The organism is Streptomyces sp. NPDC001890, from assembly GCF_042891445.1.
Classification (GTDB): domain Bacteria; phylum Actinomycetota; class Actinomycetes; order Streptomycetales; family Streptomycetaceae; genus Streptomyces.
Window position 1 is genome coordinate 1,120,059 of sequence record NZ_JBIATE010000002.1, and the last position, 18,370, is coordinate 1,138,428.

13 protein-coding genes and 1 pseudogene are annotated in these 18,370 nt (G+C 69.7%); 9 read left to right on the top strand and 5 right to left on the bottom strand.

Going from position 1 to position 18,370, the window contains the following annotated elements:
• Positions 1-34 precede the first annotated feature (34 nt).
• The 5 genes and pseudogenes from ACFYY1_RS11185 to ACFYY1_RS11205 all read right to left on the bottom strand — a co-directional run bounded on the left by ACFYY1_RS11185 (position 35) and on the right by ACFYY1_RS11205 (position 7,257).
• Positions 35-4,723, bottom strand: a complete 4,689-nt coding sequence (locus ACFYY1_RS11185) for a putative T7SS-secreted protein (RefSeq protein WP_388583366.1) — start codon at positions 4,721-4,723, stop codon at positions 35-37.
• Complete coding sequence (locus tag ACFYY1_RS11190) at positions 4,723-5,376, bottom strand: hypothetical protein (RefSeq protein ID WP_388583367.1); 654 nt, start codon at positions 5,374-5,376, stop codon at positions 4,723-4,725. Before ACFYY1_RS11190 ends, ACFYY1_RS11185 begins: the two co-directional genes overlap by 1 nt.
• A pseudogene (locus tag ACFYY1_RS11195) lies at positions 5,373-5,863 on the bottom strand (SseB family protein). The gene ACFYY1_RS11190 and the pseudogene ACFYY1_RS11195 overlap by 4 nt, the downstream one beginning before the upstream one ends.
• 131 nt (positions 5,864-5,994) lie before the next feature.
• Positions 5,995-6,795, bottom strand: a complete 801-nt coding sequence (locus ACFYY1_RS11200; RefSeq protein WP_388583369.1) for an alpha/beta fold hydrolase — start codon at positions 6,793-6,795, stop codon at positions 5,995-5,997.
• A 108-nt stretch (positions 6,796-6,903) separates the two neighbouring features.
• Positions 6,904-7,257, bottom strand: a complete 354-nt coding sequence (locus ACFYY1_RS11205; RefSeq protein WP_388583371.1) for a DUF427 domain-containing protein — start codon at positions 7,255-7,257, stop codon at positions 6,904-6,906.
• Positions 7,258-7,352: 95 nt separating this feature from the next.
• On the opposite strand from ACFYY1_RS11205, the gene ACFYY1_RS11210 reads away from it, so the two are divergent.
• The 9 genes from ACFYY1_RS11210 to gatB all read left to right on the top strand — a co-directional run bounded on the left by ACFYY1_RS11210 (position 7,353) and on the right by gatB (position 18,233).
• On the top strand, positions 7,353-7,892 hold the full coding sequence (locus tag ACFYY1_RS11210) for a TIGR00730 family Rossman fold protein (RefSeq protein WP_388583373.1): 540 nt from the start codon (positions 7,353-7,355) through the stop codon (positions 7,890-7,892).
• Positions 7,893-7,921: 29 nt separating this feature from the next.
• Positions 7,922-8,611, top strand: coding sequence for an SDR family oxidoreductase (locus ACFYY1_RS11215; RefSeq protein ID WP_388583374.1), 690 nt, complete (start codon positions 7,922-7,924; stop codon positions 8,609-8,611).
• A 49-nt stretch (positions 8,612-8,660) separates the two neighbouring features.
• The gene (locus ACFYY1_RS11220; RefSeq protein ID WP_388583376.1) at positions 8,661-9,686 is read left to right on the top strand and encodes a methionine synthase; all 1,026 of its coding nucleotides are present in this window, start codon (positions 8,661-8,663) and stop codon (positions 9,684-9,686) included.
• 30 nt (positions 9,687-9,716) lie between these two features.
• Complete coding sequence (ligA, locus tag ACFYY1_RS11225; RefSeq protein ID WP_388583377.1) at positions 9,717-11,909, top strand: NAD-dependent DNA ligase LigA; 2,193 nt, start codon at positions 9,717-9,719, stop codon at positions 11,907-11,909.
• Between the two features lie 503 nt (positions 11,910-12,412).
• Entirely contained in the window at positions 12,413-14,488 is a 2,076-nt protein-coding gene (locus tag ACFYY1_RS11230) for a putative bifunctional diguanylate cyclase/phosphodiesterase (protein ID WP_388583378.1), read from the top strand.
• 180 nt (positions 14,489-14,668) lie between these two features.
• Positions 14,669-14,965, top strand: a complete 297-nt coding sequence (gene gatC, locus ACFYY1_RS11235; protein WP_015036350.1) for an Asp-tRNA(Asn)/Glu-tRNA(Gln) amidotransferase subunit GatC — start codon at positions 14,669-14,671, stop codon at positions 14,963-14,965.
• A 5-nt stretch (positions 14,966-14,970) separates the two neighbouring features.
• Positions 14,971-16,473 carry an Asp-tRNA(Asn)/Glu-tRNA(Gln) amidotransferase subunit GatA gene (gatA, locus tag ACFYY1_RS11240; protein ID WP_388583380.1) on the top strand — a complete coding sequence of 501 codons (1,503 nt, stop codon included), beginning with the start codon at positions 14,971-14,973 and terminating at the stop codon, positions 16,471-16,473.
• Positions 16,470-16,709 carry a hypothetical protein gene (locus ACFYY1_RS11245; RefSeq protein WP_266729534.1) on the top strand — a complete coding sequence of 80 codons (240 nt, stop codon included), beginning with the start codon at positions 16,470-16,472 and terminating at the stop codon, positions 16,707-16,709. Before gatA ends, ACFYY1_RS11245 begins: the two co-directional genes overlap by 4 nt.
• A gap of 15 nt (positions 16,710-16,724) precedes the next feature.
• Positions 16,725-18,233, top strand: coding sequence for an Asp-tRNA(Asn)/Glu-tRNA(Gln) amidotransferase subunit GatB (gatB, locus tag ACFYY1_RS11250; protein ID WP_358941723.1), 1,509 nt, complete (start codon positions 16,725-16,727; stop codon positions 18,231-18,233).
• The last annotated feature ends 137 nt before the right edge of the window (positions 18,234-18,370 follow it).

The window sequence follows — 18,370 nt, forward strand, 5'->3', positions numbered from 1 at the left end:
TTGCTCGTGAATTCATTCTATGTGCCCCAGAATTTCACCACAGTGGTCCAGAGTATCCGCCGTTCGAAACGGCGATCTTTTTCCCTGGGTTCTCCAGTCTTATCGCGCGTTCGTAATCGCCGTACGGAACCGGATCGACTCCCATCTCTGGGTCGTAGACGTATCGTCCGTCTGTGTACACGTCATGATATCTGAAGTCTGCAGACATCTGCCCACCGTTCTGCGGGATCCTGATCTCGGGGTCGCCATATGCTGTGAAGTTTATTATCTTTCCTTTTCCGTCCGCTCTTTGGAGAATGTACTCCGCAAGCTCTGAGCAGTCCACGTTTCCGCCAGCAGGGGCCGATCTCATTGCATCTACAGCTTGTGGATCGGGGGGAAAGTTGGGGTTTGGCTTTCGGAATTCGAATTGTCCGCGCGCGGGGTCCTCGCAACCCGGCGCGAGTCCCAGCGAGTCGGACCATGTGTGCGGATTTCTGACGTAGGACGCAGGGTTGGGAGCTGGAGCGAGACCCAGGGGGTCCTGCGAGAGGTACCGTGCGCTTTCCGGGTCGTAGTACCGGTGAAAATTGTAGTGGAGGTCGGTTTCGGGATCGAAGTACTGGCCCGGGAAGCGGAGTGGTGTGTGCGTCGTCGCGTTCCCATTCCATGCGGTGGTGCCCCACAGCGTGGTACGCGTGCGCCAGGCAATGTCTCCTTGTTCATCGACGAGTTCGGTCGGGCTGCCGATGAGGTCGGTGACGATACTGAAGAAGCGGTCGTCGATTTCGGTCCGTGGGGCGTCCGCGAGGGTGATGCGTTCGGTCTGGGTGAGGGGGCGCAGTCCGTCGTGGTCCCAGGTCAGGGTGACGGGGTTGGGAAGTTGTGTTGAGTGGGTTGTCTGCTCGCACAGGGTTGTGCCGTCCCAGACGAAAACGGTCTGTTCCACCACGGTTTTGTTGCCGGCAGCCAATCGCTGCTTGGAGATTCGACGACCGAGTGGGTCGTAGGCGTAGCGCCAGCGTGTGCCGTCGGGAGTGGTGACTGCCGTCAGCCGGTCTTCCGCATCCCATTCGTAGCGCCAGGTATCCGGCTTCCTGGAGAGACGGCTCTTCTGGCGGAGGGTGATTCGACCGAGCGAGTCGTGTTCGTATCGGACGTTTCCCGCTCGGGTGATGGAGGTTCCGGCGTAGGTGCGGGGACCCGTCGCCTCCTGGCCGGGGTGGGAGGCGGGCCAGGCGGCCTCTGTCTGGTTGCCGGCTGCGTCGTACGCGTACTGCTCCGTCCAGCCGGTGGCGTGTACTGCCGTGACCCGGCCTGCCGTGTCCAGGTCGAAGCGGCGGGGGCCGGAGAGGTGGTCGTCGATGCCGATGAGGTTGCCGTCGGCGCGGTAGGCGTAGTCGCGGCTTTGAATGGTGCGGTCTGCGGTGGTGGCGTGCTGGGTGGTGAGGCGGCCCTGTGTGTCGTACCGGGACGTGAGCGTCACGGTCTGCCCGATGCGGCGGGTGAGCTCCTGGCCTGTCGCGTCGTACTCGAAGGTGAGGGTCCGTCCGGATGTGGTGAGCGTGTCGCGTCGGCCTGCCTCGTCGTAGGTCCAGGAACTCGCCGCGCCGGTAGGGGTGGTTCGGGAGATCCGGCGGCCCAGTTCGTCATGGCCGAAGGCGAGGACGCGGCCGTTCACGGTCTCGGACTTGAGGCGCCCGAAGCGGTCGTGCAGATACGTGATCGTGGCATCCTGACCGACTGCCTCGGCGAGTTGGTCGGAGAGGTTGTACGCGAACCTGGTGACCGAGCCGTTGACATCCTTGGTGGTGATGCGGCCGAGTTCGTCGCGCTCGTAACGAGTCGTCCGGCCGAGTGCGTCGGCGCGTGCGGTGAGTCGGCCCGCGGCGTCGTGATCATAGGTGAGCGTGCGCCCGTCGAAGTCGGTCTCGGATACGAGGCGGCCTGCCTTGTTGTACTCGTAACTCCAGGTCATGCCTTGAGGGTTGAGTACCCGGGTCAGTCGTAGTTCCGTGTCGTGCTCGAATTCGTAGCGCACGCCGTCGGGGCCGGTGCGGGCTGACATGAGGTCGAAGTGGGTGTACTCGAAGTGGGTCCGGGCCCCCATGGCGTCGATGTGCGTGACGCAGTTGCCTTCGCCGTCGTGGACCCAGGACTGTGTGGTGCCGTCCGCTTCGGTGCGGCGGGCCATCTTGCCCTCTGGGGTCCACTCCATGCGGGTGGTTGCCCCGAGGGCGTCGGTCATGGCGACCGGGCGGCCGAAACTGTCCCGCTCGTAACGGGTCACGGCCCCCAGCGGGTCGGTGACCTCCGCAGGCAGACCAGCCGCATTGCAGCGGATACGCGCAGTGCGGCTCAAGGCGTCGGTCACCGCTGTGAGGTGACCCGCCTCGTCGTAGACGTAGCGGGTTGTGGCACCGGAGGGGTCGGTCATCGCGACGCGGTTGCCCCTGGCGTCGTACTCCTGGACCACCGACGTCCGGTCCGGGGCGGTCACATGTACGGGCAGACCCAGTTCGTTGTACTCCGCGGTGGATTCGCGCCCGTCGGGGCGGACGACTGACGTCAGATTGCCCGCGTCGTCATAGCGCAGCAGAAGGGTGCGGCCGAGTGGGTCGGTGCGGGAGAGCAGGCGGTTGTAGCGGTCACGCTCGAACCGGGTGACGGCGCCCAGGGGATCGATCTCGGCGACGACCTGGTGCGATTCGTTGATGACGTACTTGTGTACGGCGCCGTCGGCAGAGGTGGCGGTGGTGACGCGCGAACCGGTTTCAGGGTCGGTGCCGTCGTAGTCGAGACGGAGGGTCATGTGTCCGGCGGCGCCGCCTTCGGCCACGCAGCGGTCCTGATCGTCATACGCGTACGAGTAGCTGCTGCCGTTGGTGTCGGTCCAGGAGGTGACCCTGGCCTTCTCGTCGTAGGTGAACTGAAGCGGGATGCCGGAGGAATTGACGACCTCGGTGAGGTGCCCGGCCGTGTAGCCGTAGCGGAGGATCTCCTGGTCGGCTCCATCCGCTCCCGCGCCGGCCAGGTGCAGCGCTGTGATCCGGCCTTCGGCCGTGGTGAGCTTCAGGTGGTAGCCGGCGCAATGGACGATCTCGATGGGCGCCCCGGACTCGTCGTACCCGAAGCTGATCCAATTGCCGTTCCGGTCGTCGATCTGCGTCAGCAGAGCGACACCTGCGCTGTGCGGGCTGAAGTGCCGTATTCGGCCGGTCTCAGGATCGGTGACCGTGTAGTCGCCGTGGATGTCCAGGTCGAGCGGCCAGCGAGGGCCATGACTGGGCACGACCGGGACACCGGGGGCCGGGTAGCACAGCAGCAGGCCGTCCTCGCAGACGAACACGACCCCCTCGGAGTCGATCTCCAGACGTTGGTCGGCGGTGGACGACCAGGACGGGCCGAACCAGATCCCGGCCCGGTAGTCCGATGCCACCCGGCGACGGAAGACCAATGGCAGCACGCCCGGCAGAGCAATGTCGGCCTGCGGCAGATACATCGTGCCGGTAGCGAGGTCGACCGGGTCCGTCGGGTCCATCTCCGCACCGTCGTGGGGCTTCGACACCTTCGCCGGGTCGTGAACTCCCGTGCGAACGGGGGACTCGGCGCCCTCCTTGAGACCGTCCTTCACCCCGACTCGAAGCAGGGACTTGCCTCCACCGGCCCCCTTCGTGCCGATGAGTTCCGGTACCAGTCGGCCGATGAACTCGCTGGGATCCGCCTTCGCCGACTCCCACGCGCCCTTCAGCGCCCGGTCGGGGTGGGAGGCGGTGGAAGCCAGCCCGGCCAGGGTCATGTTGATGCTCTTGGAGTACTCGGCCGGGTGCGTGAGGTTGTACGGGTCGTGCGGGTCGATCGAGCGGATGAAGTTCGTGATGCCGACGGTGCCCTTCACGATCCCGCCGACGAAGTGCGTCGCCTCCACACCCTGCCCGATCGCGAAATCCGCCAGAGTGAACTTCGCCCGTTGCGTCGCGGACGGCATCGGCGGCGCATGCTCCAGCGCCGCCGCGACCAGCTTCTGCGCCGTGACGGCCGCCTCGTCGCGTTGACTGCGGGCATCGGCCAGGATCTCCTGCGCACGGTTCCGCTGGGCAATTCCCGGGTCCACGAAATCAGCCGGCCGGGGTAGCGGGTCCTTGCTGCCGTACGCCTCCTTGTAGGCGTCGACCTCCTTGTTGTACGCGGTGACCGCTGCTCGGGAGGCCTGCCGGCCCGCGCGATGGAGCTGGATCGCCTCATGCGCCTTGCCCTGCGCCCACGTCACGGTCGTGGCATACGCCTCCAGAGCCCTGGCCGCCTCGTCGAAGGCGTCCGAGGCCCACATCCAGGCAGTGGGCACGGTCGCGAACTTCTCCCGGAACGCGTCCGCCGCCACGCCCCTCCACCGGCTGGAGTCCAGGCCCTTCATGCCCCGGCCGACCAAGTCGAACGCACGCTGGAAGTCCCGGAGGTTCTGCACGCTCGCGCTGATCGTCGCCACGTTGCCGTGTACCAGCTTGTTCGCCTGCTCGCTCTGTCCGAGCTGCTGCTCGCCGACCTTCGCGCCCAGAGAGGAAGCCGCACGGTCGCCCCAGTCCTCGACGACGTCCGCCAGCGCGTCCTGGTCGATGTACTCAAGTCCGTCGCCGACCTTGTCCGTCGCCCAGTCGACGCCCTCGCCGAGCTTCTTCTTCCCCTCCTCCCAGCCGTCCTCCAGCTTCCCGAGGCCCTTCTCCGCCCATGCGCCCCAGTCCGGCATCAGCGATCCCCCCAATGCGGCTGCTGTGCCTGCCTGATGGCCTCGTCGGACGGATCGGACGTCCTGTTGGACTGCTCGTCGGCCGCCTCACGTACCTCGGGCGAGACCACCCCGGAATCACGCATCGAGTCGAGCATCGCGTCCGGCACGTCGTCCTCGTCCACCATGTCCTGCCAGGCCTGCCCCATCTCCTCCTGCGCCCGTTCGAACGACTGTCGGCTCCAGTCGGCATCGTCGTACGGCGACTGGGATTTGATCTCTTCCCAGCTCTTCTCCTTGACCTCGTCCTCGCTCAGATGCGGATTGCCGTTCACAGCGTTCACCGCGATCTTGAACGTGTCCTTGATGTACTGATCGTGCTCATGAAACGCCCCCGCCGACAGCCCCACCCCCGCCGCGAAACCGTTTCCCCGAGCCATCAGTGCCCGAACGCCCCACTCCCACCGCTCGCAGAACACCTCGAACCCCGCCGCCAGGCCCTCATGCCCCAACTCCAGCCCCGACAGCGCCAGATCCGAGAAACCACGCCCAGTCGTCGCCTGGCCGATCATTCCGAGGTCCTTCAACTCACCGTGCGCTTTGTCGATCCCCTGAGCGATCAAAGCCAGTGCGTCCGGCGGAACCTCCAGATCCGGCTGCTGTCCCCCGCTCACGCCGACTCCCGGAGATCCACCGCGACCGCTTCCGGTACGACCCCCGCCACCGGCGGAAACAACATCCCCCCTCGCTGCCCGGGTCCAGTGCGACCCCCGCGGGTCCCGGCAGCATCGGCACCGTCACATCCAGCAGCCGTGCACCCAGAATCGTCCGGTACGTCCACTCCCTGCCGGTGTCACCCTGTGCGTAGGCAAACCGGGTCAGCGCCTCCTCGTCCGAGAACGCACAGATCCACCGCACACCGTTCTGATCCGCCGACCAAAGACTCCCCGACGCGTCGAGCGGGACCAGTACCGCCGTACGACGGAACTCGCCCAGCAGCACCGCGAACTCCCGGCGTGCATCACGCAGCGGATTGTCCGCGGCATCAGGCCTCGACGCGGAAACCTCCGACGTCCCAGGTATCGGCGGTGCCGCCGGGCCGGGCAAGTCGGCCAACCGTAGCGGTTGTTGTTTCGATGCCCAGTCCCCACCCGTGGTCATGCGTGAGAGCATCACATGCTCGCATTTTCGATTGCAATGTGTTGCTGTTCAATGACTGAAAAGCGACGGCGCCCCGCCTGTTCACGTCCGACCCCCGTGCGGGCGTGACAGTGCGGGGCGCCGCCGCGGGTTCAGGACGCCTGGCGCAGGAGGGCGTTCCTGGCGAAGAACTCCGTCAGTACCGGGGCCACCGCCTGCGGGGCCAGGTCGCGGGTCTGGCCGGTCAGGGTGCGGTGGCGGGCGCGGGGGAGGGTGTCCGCGAGGGTGCGGGTGGACTGGCGGGCGGGGGTGGGGCTGGAGCCGCCGCAGATCACCAGGGTGCGGGCCGTTACGGAGGCGAACCGCGCGGCCGGGATCGCGCCGGTGCCGAGGATCGCGTCGTCGTACGCGAGGGTGTGGGCCATCGCCAGCAGGTCGCTCCACAGCGGGGCGCGGCGCATGCGGGCGATCATGTCGGCCGGCACGCCCGTCACGGACAGGAACAGCTCGACGGCCCCCGCCCGGTCCCCGGTGGACAGCAGCCGGTGCAGGCGCGAGGTGCAGCACGCCTTGTACTGGAGGCCCGAGGCGCCCGGCGTGTAGGGCGGTTCGTAGACGGCCAGCAGGTCGACGGGGAGGCCGGCGGCCTGTGCCTCCAGGGCCAGGGCCCCGCCGGCGCCCATGCCGAAGACGGAGGCCCGGCCGCCCACCGCGGTGACGAGCGCGGCCAGGTCCTCGATCTCGCGCTCCACCGCGTACGGGCCGCTGTCGCCGCTGGAGCCGCGGCCGCGCCTGTCGTACGTGACCACATGGAAGTGCGGCGCGAGCAGCCGCGCCAGCGGCGCCCCGGTCGCCGCCGTGCCCAGCGAGCCGCCCACCAGGATCACCGGCGGCCCTTCACCCCGGTGCCGGTACGCGATCATGGTGCCGTCGCGGGAGAGAATCTTGTCCATGCGAGGGTGGACCGCCGGGCCCGCGGAAACTCATCGCTCCGGCCGAAGTTTTTTTGAAGTTCTCCGAACTCCCAGGTCAGAGGCGTTCTTGACGATCAGTCGGAACGATCAGGCGGTGACTTCCTCGACTTCCTCGACTTCCTCGGTTTCGTAGAAGCAGAAGTGGTCCTTGATCGCGGCGACTTCGGGCTTCGGGTCCGGGTAGGCCCAGACGAGGTCGGCGGCGCCCGGCAGCGACCAGTAGGAGGCATCTCCCTTGAACGGACAGTGGGTTCGGGTGTCCGAGGCCGTCAGGAGGTCCGTGCGGACGTCCGCGGGCGGAAGGTAGTAGCGGACCGGGCAGCCGGTCTCGCGCAGCACGAGCGGGCGGCGGCTCTCGGCGAGGACCTGTCCGTCGCGGACCACGCGTACGTGCTCGGTGCCGGGCTCGACCGTGATGCGGTGTCCTGGTGACGTAGTCATGTAAAGGTCAGCTGTTTCGTGGGCGGGATTCTTCCCCCGGCCGGATTTTCGGCCGGGTGCCGGGGTGTGTCGGTGGTGGCCCTTACGGTTGGTCCATGAACATCTGCGTATTTCTCTCCGCCGCCGACCTCGACGAGCGCTACACCCGGCCCGCCCGCGAATTCGCCGAGCTGCTCGGCAAGGGCGGGCACACCCTGGTCTGGGGAGGCTCGGAGAGCGGGCTGATGAAGGTCGTCGCCGACGGGGTCCAGGAGGCGGGCGGGCGGCTGGTGGGAGTGTCGGTGGACTTCCTGGCGGCCAAGGCGCGGGCCAATGCGGACGAGATGGTGATCGCGCGCGATCTCGCCGAGCGCAAGGCGCTGCTCCTGGAGAAGGCCGACGCGGTCGTGATCATGGTGGGCGGGACCGGGACGCTCGACGAGGCGACCGAGATCCTGGAGCTGAAGAAGCACGGCAAGCACGACAAGCCGGTCGTCCTGCTCAACACGGCGGGCTTCTACGACGGGCTGCGCCAGCAGTTCCAGCGCATGGAGGACGAGGGCTTCCTGCCCCTCCCGCTGGCCGACCTGGTGTTCTTCGCCAAGGACGGCGTGGGCGCGCTGGCCTACCTGGAGGAGTGGTCCGGCCTGCAGTGACGGGGCGGCGGGGTGCGATCATGGGGCGCATGCCCACTCATGTCATCACCGGTGCCGGCTCCGGCATCGGAGCCGCCGTCACCCGCCGTCTGCTGGAGCGCGGTGACGAGGCCGTGCTGCTGGCCCGCGACGCCGGCCGTGCCAAGGAGCTGGCCGGGATGCACCCCGGCGCCCGTACGCTCGTCGGCGATCTCTCCAATCCGGACCGGCTCTCCTGGGCGCTCGCCCAGCAGTCGATGCCGGAGCAGGTCGACTCACTGCTGCACATCGCGGGCGTGGTCGAGCTCGGCGGCGTCGGGGACCTCACGCCCAAGGCATGGCACTTCCAGCTCAACGCCAACCTGGTCGCGCCCGCCGAGCTGACCCGGCTCTTCCTGCCGCTGCTGCGCGTCGCCCAGGGCCACGTCCTCTTCGTGAACTCGGGCGCCGGCCTCGCCGCGCACGCCGAGTGGAGCGCGTACGCCGCGAGCAAGCACGGCCTGAAGGCCCTCGCCGACTCGCTGCGCCACGAGGAGCACGCCAACGGCGTCCGGGTCACCTCCGTCTACCCGGGGCGCACCGCCAGCCCCATGCAGGCCAAGGTCCACCAGCAGGAGGGCAAGGAGTACGCCCCCTCCCGGTGGATCGACCCGGAGTCGGTGGCCACCACGATCCTGATGGCCGTCGACCTGCCGCGCGACGCCGAGGTCAACGACCTCACGGTGCGCCCCGGACGCTGACCCCGCGGGGCCGGGCACGGTCCGAACGAGAGGCCCTTAGGCTTCCCGTGTGAGCGAGAAGAGCGAGTTCAGGGGTTGCCCGGCCTCCGGGATCGGGTCCATGCCCGGGGGAGACGCGCGGGAGGCGGCGAAGACCGTCACCGGTTCCTTCGCGGGCGGTGAGGGCCTGCCGTATCTGGCGGAACTGCCCGCCCGCGGGCCCGGCGCGGACATGATCGGGCGGACCATCGGTCTGCTCGTCGACCTGTACGGGCACGTCGAGCCCAGCGGCTGGCGGATCAGCGACCGGCCCGGACGGGACACCCGCCGGGCCAGGTCCTGGCTCGGTGAGGACCTGGACGCGCTGGAGGAGTTCACCCAGGGGTACGAGGGGCCGCTCAAGGTCCAGGCCGTCGGGCCCTGGACGCTGGCCGCCGCGCTGGAACGCCGGGGCGGCGAGGCCGCGCTCGGCGACCCGGGGGCCTGCCGCGACCTGGCGGGCTCACTGGCGGAGGGGCTGCGCGCCCATCTCGCCGAGGTGCGGCGCAGGGTGCCCGGCGCCGAAGTGATCCTCCAGCTCGACGAGCCGTCGCTGACCGCCGTGCTGCGCGGGCGGGTCCGGACGGCCAGCGGCTACCGCACCTACCGGGCCGTGGACCGCCAGGTCGTCGAGGGCACCCTGCGCGATGTCCTGACGGCGGCCGGGGAATCGGCGACGGTCGTGCACACCTGCGCGCCCGAGGTGCCGTTCGCGCTGCTGCGCCGGGCCGGGGCCGACGCCATCTCGTTCGATTTCTCCCTGCTCACCGAGCGTGAGGAGGAGGCGATCGGGGAAGCCGTCGAGGGCGGCACCCGGCTCTTCCTCGGAGTGGTGCCGGGCACCGACCCGGCCTCGGGCGGATTGTCGGACCCGGGCGGTAGCGTCATGGGTGTCAGGACGTTGTGGCGCAGGCTGGGGCTGAATCCGGGGACTCTGGCGGAGTCCGTGGTGGTCACCCCGTCGTGCGGGCTCGCGGGTGCCTCGCCCGCGTACGCGCGCGCCGCGCTCGCCCACTGTGTCCGGGCCGCGAGATCGCTCGCAGACAACCCTGAGTAACGGGGCAACGGGTAACGGGAGGACGAGACGATGGCCGGCGAACAGCAGACGACGGTGCCCGCACAGGCCCAGGAGCAGCACATGCTGCTCGCCGAGCAGATCGAGGAGCACCGCTTCCGGTACTACGTGAACGACCAGCCGGTCGTCAGCGACGCCGAGTTCGACCGGCTGATGCGCGAGCTGGAGGCGCTGGAGGAGACGTACCCCCAGCTGCGTACGCCGGATTCGCCGACGCAGAAGGTCGCGGGCCCGTACCGGACGGAATTCACCTCCGTCGAGCACCGCGAGCGGATGCTCTCGCTGGACAACGCCTTCGACGACCTGGAGCTGGCCGCCTGGGGCGAGCGGATCGCCAAGGAGGTCGGCACCACCGACCACCACTTCCTGTGCGAGCCGAAGGTCGACGGCCTGGCGGTCAACCTCACCTACGAGCACGGACGGCTGACCCGGGCCGCCACCCGGGGCGACGGTCGCACCGGCGAGGACATCACCCCCAACGTCCGTACGATCGCCGAGATCCCGCACCGGCTGAAGGGCGACCGGATCCCGGCGCTGGTCGAGATCCGCGGTGAGGTCTTCTTCCCGATGGAGGCCTTCGAGGAGCTCAACGCCCGGCTCGTCGAGGCCGACGACAAGCCGTTCGCCAACCCGCGCAACGCGGCGGCGGGTTCGCTGCGCCAGAAGGACCCGAAGGTCACCGCCACCCGTCCGCTGCACATGGTGGTGCACGGCATCGGTGCCCGCGAGGGCTTCGACATCGACTGCCTCTCGCACGCCTACGAACTGCTGCGCGAGTGGGGTCTGCCCACCGCCAAGTACAACAAGGTGGTGGATTCCCTCGACGGGGTACGGGAGTTCATCAGGTACTTCGGTGAGAACCGGCACTCCGTGGAGCACGAGATCGACGGGGTCGTCGTCAAGCTCGACGAGATCCCGCTGCAGGGCCGGCTCGGCTCCACCTCGCGCGCCCCGCGCTGGGCGATCGCCTGGAAGTACGCCCCGGAGGAGGTCAACACCAAGCTGGTCAACATCCGGGTCGGCGTCGGCCGGACCGGCCGGGTCACCCCGTACGCGCAGGTCGAGCCGGTCGAAGTGGCGGGTTCCGAGGTGGAGTTCGCCACCCTGCACAACCAGAACGTGGTGAAGGCGAAGGGCGTCCTCATCGGGGACACGGTGGTGCTCCGCAAGGCGGGCGACGTGATCCCGGAGATCCTCGGCCCGGTCGTCGACCTCCGTGACGGCACCGAGCGGGCGTTCGTCATGCCCACCGAGTGCCCGGAGTGCGGTACGGAGCTGCGGCCCATGAAGGAGGCCGACATCGACGTCCGCTGTCCCAACGCGCGCTCCTGCCCCGCCCAGTTGCGGGAGCGGCTCGCCTATCTCGCGGGCCGCAAGTGCCTCGACATCGACCACTTCGGCTACGTCGCCGCCGCGGCCCTGACCAAGCCGCTGGAGCCCGCCGAGCCGCCGCTGCGCGACGAGGGCGATCTCTTCGGGCTGACCGTCGAGCAGTTGCTGCCGATCCGGGCCCATGTCCGGGACCAGGACAGCGGGCTGCCCAAGCGCGATCCGAAGACCGGTGAGGAGAAGACCGCCTGGGTCTTCGCCAACCAGCAGGGCGAGCCGAAGAAGAACGCCCTCGCCATGCTCGACGCCATCGCCGCCGCCAAGGAGGCCCCGCTCGCCCGGATCCTCACCGGGCTCTCCATCCGTCATGTGGGCCCGGTCGCCGCCGCGGAGCTGGCCCGTCAGTTCCGTTCCATCGACCGGATCGACGAGGCGACCGAGCAGGAGCTGGCCGACGCCGACGGGGTCGGCCCCGTCATCGCCGCGTCGGTGAAGCAGTGGTTCGCCGAGGACTGGCACCGGGAGATCCTGCGCAAGTGGCGGGAGGCCGGGGTCCGGATGGCCGACGAGGGTTCGGGGGAGGAGGAGGGGCCGCGCCCGCTCGACGGGCTCACCGTCGTCGTCACCGGCACACTGACCGGGCACACCAGGGATGGCGCGAAAGAGGCGCTCCAGAGCCGCGGGGCGAAGGTGACGGGTTCCGTTTCGAAGAAGACCTCCTTCGTGGTCGTCGGTGACAACCCCGGTTCGAAGTACGAAAAGGCCATGCAGCTGAAGGTGCCGGTGCTGGACGAGGACGGCTTCGCCGTGCTCCTCGAACAGGGTCCGGATGCGGCGCGCGAGGCGGCGGTGCCGGCCGAGGTACCGGCGGAGTAGGGGGATTCCTGCCCGGATCGCCGCCCGATCCCTGGCGGCGGGCATCGTGCGGGGGCCGGACGGTGGCCGGGCAGCGATCGTGCGGGGGCCGGGGCGGGCATCGGGGCGGGGTGAAGGGCGGACGAAAAGGAGGCGGGGCGAACGGTGCGCAAGGGGGCGATAAAGGGTGTAGCGGTGCAGGTCGGGGCAAGGGTTTCGTTGCGTCGGCCGGTTCACCCGATCGGCGCATAGCAGATGCTGACGGACGGTCGGTCCGCATTCGGGCAAGAGCGTCAGAGCGCTGCCCGTAGAAGCCTTCCGCGGCCTACTGTTGAGACGTGCACCTGCCGTGTCCGGCCGCGGGGTGGGAAACCGGGTCGTGGCGGCGTGGAGCGGAACCATCGGGTGACATCGGCACCGCCGGCTGTGAGAGGGACGGAATGAAACCGACCGAGAGCGCCGCACCGGTGTCGCGGCTGCAAGGTTTCGTCGGCCTCACGCCAAAAGTGGGTGCCGTTGCCATCATGATCGCCGTTGTTCAGATCGCGACCGGTTTCTACCGGACCGTGAGCGAAGGACACGCGCTCTTCCCCGACGGCGAGGCCGGCTGGTCCCTCGCCGTCCTGACCGGAATCATCGTCGGCCATCTCGTCGCGCTCGGCCGCGACCGCTGGTGGGGAGGGACCGGCTCCGGAGCCTCCCTCACCCTGGCCGTGCTGCTGCTCTACGGCTGGGTGCCCGCCGGGCTGGTCTCCCTGGTCGTGGTCGTCCTCGTCGGCGTGGCCCGTCGGCACCGCTGGTGGCAGGGGCTGCTGCACGGCGCGGTGGACATCCTGGGGATCGGCGCGGCCGCCCTGGTGCTCGCCGCCTTCGGCGACGTACAGACCGTCGAGTCCCCCTGGCAGCCACTCGACTGGGGCATCCACGCCGTCCCGGAGGTCCTCCTCGCCGCCTCCACCTATCTTCTGGTCACCCGGGTCCTGCTGTGGTACGCCCGGACACCCCAGGGCGGCGGACTGCCGACCATCGCCCGCACCACCCTGCTGCGCCAGGGCCTCGTCGCCCTCGCCCTGCTCGCCATCGCACCGCTGATCTGTGTCGTCGCGATGGTCACCCCCCTGCTCCTGCCGCTCTTCGCCGTCCCGCTGATCGCTCTGGACTCCGCCCTCTGGATCGCCCGCGCCCGGGCCGAGGAGCAGCTGCGCGACCCGCTGACCGGGCTGCCCAACCGGCAGTGGCTGCTGGAGCGCACCTGGACGGCCCTGGAGGACGCCGAATCCGGCGGCGCGAGATCCGCTCTGGTCCTGATAGACCTCGACCGCTTCCGCGCGGTCAACGACACACTCGGACACCTGGCGGGGGACCGGCTGCTGCTGCAGATAGCGGAACGTCTCAGGCTCGCGCTGCCCCGGGGCGCGGAGGCCGCGCGGCTGGGCGGCGACGAGTTCGCGGTGCTCCTGCCGACCGCCGACTCCACCACCAGCGCGCAGCGGGTCGCCCGCCACCTGGTCGCCGAGCTGTCCTCCCCGCTGGACCTCGACGGACTGACCCTGGTGCTGGAGGCCAGTGCCGGGGTCGCCGTCTACCCGGACCACGCGCTGGACGCCGAGGGGCTGCTCAGGCGCGCGGACGTGGCGATGTACCAGGCCAAGCGGGACCGTACGGGCGTCGAGGTCTACGAGTCGAAGCGGGACAGCAACACCCCGGACCGGCTCGGACTCCTGGGCGATCTGCGCCGCGCCCTGGACGCCGGTGAGGTCGAGCTCCACTACCAGCCGAAGGTCCGCTTCGACGGCCAGGTGGCCGGCCTCGAAGCCCTGGTGCGCTGGGTGCACCCGGAACGGGGCAGGGTCCCCCCGGACGAGTTCATCGCCATCGCCGAGTCGTCCGGCCTCATGCCGCACCTCACGGAGTACGTACTGGAGACGGCGCTGGCCCAGGTCGCCCGGTGGCGGGCACAGGGCCTGTTCGTCCCCGTCGCGGTCAACGTCTCCCCGCGCGACGTCCACACCCCCGGGTTCGCGGGAGGCGTCGCGGCCCGGCTCGCCCGGCACGGCGTTCCGGCCGGGGCGCTGCAGCTGGAGATAACGGAGCACGTGCTGCTGGAGGACCCGCAGCGCGCCGCCGACACGCTCGCCGGGCTGACCGGGCACGGCGTGAAGATGTCCCTCGACGACTTCGGCACGGGGTACTCCTCGCTCGTCCATCTGCGCCGGCTGCCGGTCAGCGAGCTGAAGATCGACCGCTCGTTCGTCGCCCGGCTGGCCGTGGACAACGAGGACGCGGAGATCGTCCGCTGCACGATCGACCTGGCCCACTCGCTGGGCCTGCTGGTCGTCGCGGAAGGGGTCGAGGACGACGAGACCTGGGAGCGGCTGCGGGATCTGCGCTGCGACGCGGTGCAGGGCTGGCTGGTCGCCGCGGCGATGCCGCCGCAGGAGACCACGGCCTGGCTGCGGGCGCGCGGCGAGCACGGCTGGCGGCGGCCCGCCGAGCTGGCGGCAGCGGCGGCCGCAGCAGCGGCGGCCGCCGGTGCGCCGCCGGAGCTGGAGCAGCGGCCGCCGGGCCGGGCGGTCAATTCCCGGCCCGCGACGACCTGAGCCCGCGGTGGCCCGAGCCCGCAGCGGCCCCTCCGCCCCCGGCCGCGGAGCAGGGCCGGAGGCGGGGCGGGTGCCGGAAATCCTCGTCCGACCAGGCTGTTCGCCCGGGTGGCGGGAGCGGTGGTGGGCGACCCCATAGGATTGGGCCAAAACCACACACCAACCCCTGAGGATCGCTGCATGCCTGGCATCACGCGCGAGGAGGTCGCCCACCTCGCCCGGCTGGCGCGTCTGGAGCTGAAGGGCGAAGAGCTCGATCACTTCGCCGGTCAGCTCGACGACATCATCGGCGCGGTCGCCCGCGTCTCCGAGGTCGCCGACCAAGACGTACCGCCGACCTCCCACCCGCTGCCGCTGACCAACGTCATGCGCGCGGACGAGGTCCGTCCGTCGCTCACCCCCGAGCAGGCGCTCTCCGGCGCCCCGGCCCAGGAGCAGCAGCGTTTCAAGGTGCCGCAGATCCTGGGGGAGGACTAACAGCCATGACGGACCACAGCACCATCATCAAGCTCACCGCCGCCGAGATCGCCGCGAAGATCGCCTCCGGCGAGCTCACGGCCGTCGAGGTCACCGAGGCCCACCTGGCCCGGATCGACGCCGTCGACGAGAAGGTCCACGCCTTCCTGCACGTCGACCGCGAGGGCGCGCTCGCGCAGGCCCGCGCCGTCGACGCCAAGAAGGCGGCCGGCGAGAAGCTCGGCCCGCTGGCCGGTGTCCCGCTCGCGCTGAAGGACATCTTCACCACGCAGGACATGCCGACCACCGTCGGCTCCAAGATCCTCGAAGGCTGGATCCCGCCGTACGACGCGACCCTCACCCGGAAGCTGAAGGCCGCCGACGTCGTCATCCTCGGCAAGACCAACATGGACGAGTTCGCCATGGGGTCCTCCACCGAGAACAGCGCCTACGGCCCGACCGGCAACCCGTGGGACCTCACCCGCATCCCCGGCGGCTCCGGCGGCGGCTCGTCCGCCGCGCTCGCCTCGTACGAGGCCCCGCTCGCCATCGGCACGGACACCGGCGGCTCCATCCGCCAGCCCGCCGCCGTCACCGGCACCGTCGGCGTCAAGCCCACCTACGGCGGCGTCTCCCGCTACGGCATGGTGGCCTTCTCCAGCTCCCTGGACCAGGGCGGGCCCTGCGCCCGTACCGTCCTGGACGCGGCCCTGCTGCACGAGGTCATCGGCGGGCACGACCCGATGGACTCCACGTCCATCGACGCCCCGGTCCCGCCGGTCGTCGAGGCCGCCCGCAACGGCTCCGTGCAGGGCATGCGCGTCGGTGTCGTGAAGCAGTTCGCCGGCGAGGGCTACCAGGCCGGTGTCGTCCAGCGCTTCAACGAGTCGGTCGAGCTGCTGAAGTCGCTCGGCGCCACGATCGTCGAGCTGGACTGCCCGTCCTTCGACCTGGCCCTGTCCGCGTACTACCTGATCGCGCCGTCCGAGTGCTCCTCCAACCTGGCCCGCTTCGACGCCATGCGCTACGGGCTGCGCGTCGGCGACGACGGCACGAGGTCCGCCGAGGACGTCACCGCGCTCACCCGTGAGGCCGGCTTCGGCGACGAGGTCAAGCGCCGCATCATCCTCGGTACGTACGCCCTCAGCTCCGGCTACTACGACGCGTACTACGGCTCGGCGCAGAAGGTCCGCACCCTCATCACGCAGGACTTCGAGAGGGCCTTCGAGCAGGTGGACGTCATCGTCTCCCCGACGACGCCCACCACCGCCTTCCCGATCGGCGAGCGCGCCGACGACCCGATGGCGATGTACCTCGCGGACCTGTGCACCATCCCGACCAACCTCGCGGGCAACTCCGCCATGTCGCTGCCCTGCGGCCTGGCGCCCGAGGACGGCCTGCCGGTCGGGCTGCAGATCATCGCCCCCGCCATGAAGGACGACCGTCTCTACAAGGTCGGCGCCGCCGTCGAGGCCGCCTTCGTGGAAAAGTGGGGTCACCCGCTGCTGGAGGAGGCTCCGTCGTTGTGAGCGCACTGACCAAGGCCAAGGGCTTCAAGAAGTCCAAGACCGGCACGTACCTGTCCATCGGCACCACCGCCTTCGGGGCCGTCAGCGTGTTCAAGCAGGCCAAGAAGGCACGCCACGAGCACGACACGCTCCGACTGATCGACGCCGTCGTCTCCGCCGCCGCCATCGCCACGGGTGTCGCCCTGCTGCTGCGCGAACTCAAGCGCCTCGGCGACGACGACGTACTGCTGGGCTGAGAGGGAAGTTTCACCGTGACTGTCACCGACCTGGTGTCGTACGAGGACGCGCTCGCGTCCTACGACCCCGTCATGGGCCTGGAGGTCCATGTCGAGCTCGGCACCAAGACCAAGATGTTCTGCGGCTGCTCCACCGAGCTCAAGCAGGACGCCAACTCCCAGACCTGCCCGGTCTGCCTCGGCATGCCCGGCGCCCTGCCGGTAGTCAACGAGATCGGCGTCGAGTCCGCCATCAAGATCGGCCTCGCGCTGAACTGCGAGATCGCCGAGTGGTGCCGCTTCGCCCGGAAGAACTACTTCTATCCGGACATGCCGAAGAACTTCCAGACCTCCCAGTACGACGAGCCGATCGCCTACAACGGCTATCTGGACGTCCAGCTGGAGGACGGGGAGATCTTCCGGGTGCAGATCGAGCGCGCCCACATGGAGGAGGACACCGGCAAGTCGACGCACGTCGGCGGTGCCACCGGCCGTATCCAAGGCGCGTCCCACTCCCTGCTCGACTACAACCGGGCCGGCATCCCGCTCATCGAGATCGTCACCAAGCCGATCGAGGGCGCGGGCGCCCGCGCCCCCGAGGTCGCCAAGGCGTACGTCGCCGAGCTCCGCGAGCTCATCAAGGCGCTCGGCGTCTCCGAGGCCCGCATGGAGATGGGCCAGATGCGCTGCGACGTCAACCTGTCGCTGCGCCCCAACGGCACCGAGACCTTCGGCACGCGCTCCGAGACGAAGAACGTGAACTCGCTGCGTTCCGTCGAGCGTGCCGCCCGTTTCGAGATCCAGCGCCACGCGGCCGTGCTGTCCTCCGGCGGCACGATCGTGCAGGAGACCCGGCACTTCCACGAGGAGGACGGCTCCACCACGGCCGGCCGCATCAAGGACAACGCCGAGGACTACCGCTACTTCCCCGAGCCGGACCTGGTGCCGGTCGCCCCGGCCCGCGAGTGGGTCGAGGAGCTGCGCAAGGGCCTCCCCGAGCTGCCCCGGCTGCGCCGGGCGCGGCTCAAGGAGGAGTGGGGTGTCTCCGAGCACGACATGCAGTCCATCCTCAACGCGGGCGCGGTCGACCTGATCGTCGCCACGACCGACGCGGGCGCCCCCTCGGACCAGGCCCGCAAGTGGTGGATGGGCGAGCTGGCCCGTAACGCCAACGAGACCGGCCGCGGCCTCGACGAGCTGCCGATCACCCCGGTGCAGGTCGCCAGGGTGGCCGAGCTCGTCACCTCGGGCGACCTCAACGACAAGCTGGCCCGCCAGGTCATCGAGGGCGTCCTCGCGGGCGAGGGCGACCCGGACGCCGTCGTCGAGAAGCGCGGCCTGAAGGTCGTCTCCGACGAGGGCGCGCTGTCCACGGCCGTCGACGAGGCCATCGCGGCCAACGCGGCGATCGCGGACAAGATCCGCGGCGGCAAGGTCGCGGCGGCGGGCGCGCTCGTCGGCGCGGTCATGAAGGCCACCCGCGGCCAGGCCGACGCGGCCCGGGTCCGTGAGCTGATCCTGGAGAAGCTCGGCGTCGAGGGCTGACCCTTCGGCGCAGGCACGTCCCGAGGGGCGGCGCACCCACGACACGGGTGCGCCGCCCCTTGGACTTTCCCGTGCGACCTCTTGGACGTTCACCACGGAGCCGTCCGGAGTCCTTCCGCGCGCCATCCGGCTTGATT